Source organism: Protofrankia sp. Cj5 (assembly GCF_917627405.1).
Classification (GTDB): Bacteria; Actinomycetota; Actinomycetes; order Frankiales; family Frankiaceae; genus Protofrankia.
In genome coordinates, this window is the sequence record NZ_CAKJTO010000016.1 from 25,677 (window position 1) to 26,773 (window position 1,097).

Below are 1,097 nucleotides of genomic sequence, written 5' to 3' on the forward strand. Positions count from 1 at the left end.
AGATCGCTCCGCCGAACATCCCAAACATGATCAGTGGAACCAGGGTGATCAGGCCGGTCAGCCCGACCGCGAACGAGGACCCGGTGATGTCGTAGACCTGTAGCGGCACCGCGGTCGTGGTAATCATTGAGCCGACCGCGGACACGGTTTCGCCGGCCCATACGCGCCGGTAGGCCGGGTAGGACCGCAGCGGCCCGAGGTCGGTCAGCACGGTGTGGGCGATCCGCCGGCCGGGCACCCGTGCCCGGCTCAGGGCCGTCGCGCGGTTACTTGCCGCAAAGCCGATCCTTCTCATGGTGACAGGCGTTCGATGACCCAGCACTCATCGCGGGGCAGCTGGCGCTCCTTGTCTGTGCTGGTCCTGTCTGTGCTGGTCCGGCGGTAGCGGAGCCGGTCATGAAGCCGGTCCTGGCGGCCCTGCCAGAACTCGACGCTGTCTGGGACGAGCCGTAGCCCGCCCCAGAACGGGGGCACCGGGACCGGTGCGGGCTCAGGCCAGCGGGCGTCGAGCTCCGCCCGGCGTCGCTCAATCACCTCCCGGGAGGTGATTGTCTCGGACTGGCGGCTCGTCCATGCTCCGAGCTGGGCGCCGCGCGGGCGGGCGTGGAAGTAGGCCGCCGTCTCCTCGGCCGACACACGCTCCAGCGAGCCGGTGACGACGACCTGCCGTTCCAGGGCATGCCAGGGAAACACCAACGAGCCGTACGGGTTTGCCGCGGCGTCGTGTCCTTTTCGGGATGTGTAGTTGGTGAACAGCGTGAAGCCGCGTTCGTCGAACGCCTTGAGCAGGACGGTGCGGGCGCTGGGCCGGCCGCGGGCGTCCGCGGTGGCGAACACCATCGCGTTCGGTTCGGCCAGCGCTGATCCCGGTTCGGCGGCCACGGCGGAGGTCTCGGTGAACCAGCGGGTGAACTGACCGACCCAGGTAGGGGCGAGATCGGCCTCGGACAACCCGCCGGTGGTGTAATCACGCCGCTGGACTGCCGGGTTCGGCGCGGCCCGCGGCTGAGCATGGTTCGGGTGCTGCGGCACCTGACCAATCCTGGCAGCTGCCTACCAGTAGCTGAGCGGGAAACTTAGAGCGACCGGCAATAGGG

General features: G+C 68.8%; 1 protein-coding gene and 1 pseudogene. Both read right to left on the reverse strand.

The window, feature by feature from the left end:
* Positions 1-295 (reverse strand): annotated as a pseudogene (locus MJ777_RS05815) (MFS transporter); the annotation flags it as partial.
* On the reverse strand, positions 292-1,032 hold the full coding sequence (gene pdxH / locus MJ777_RS05820) for a pyridoxamine 5'-phosphate oxidase (RefSeq protein WP_239373879.1): 741 nt from the start codon (positions 1,030-1,032) through the stop codon (positions 292-294). The pseudogene MJ777_RS05815 and the gene pdxH, both read right to left, overlap by 4 nt.
* Between the last annotated feature and the right edge of the window lie 65 nt (positions 1,033-1,097).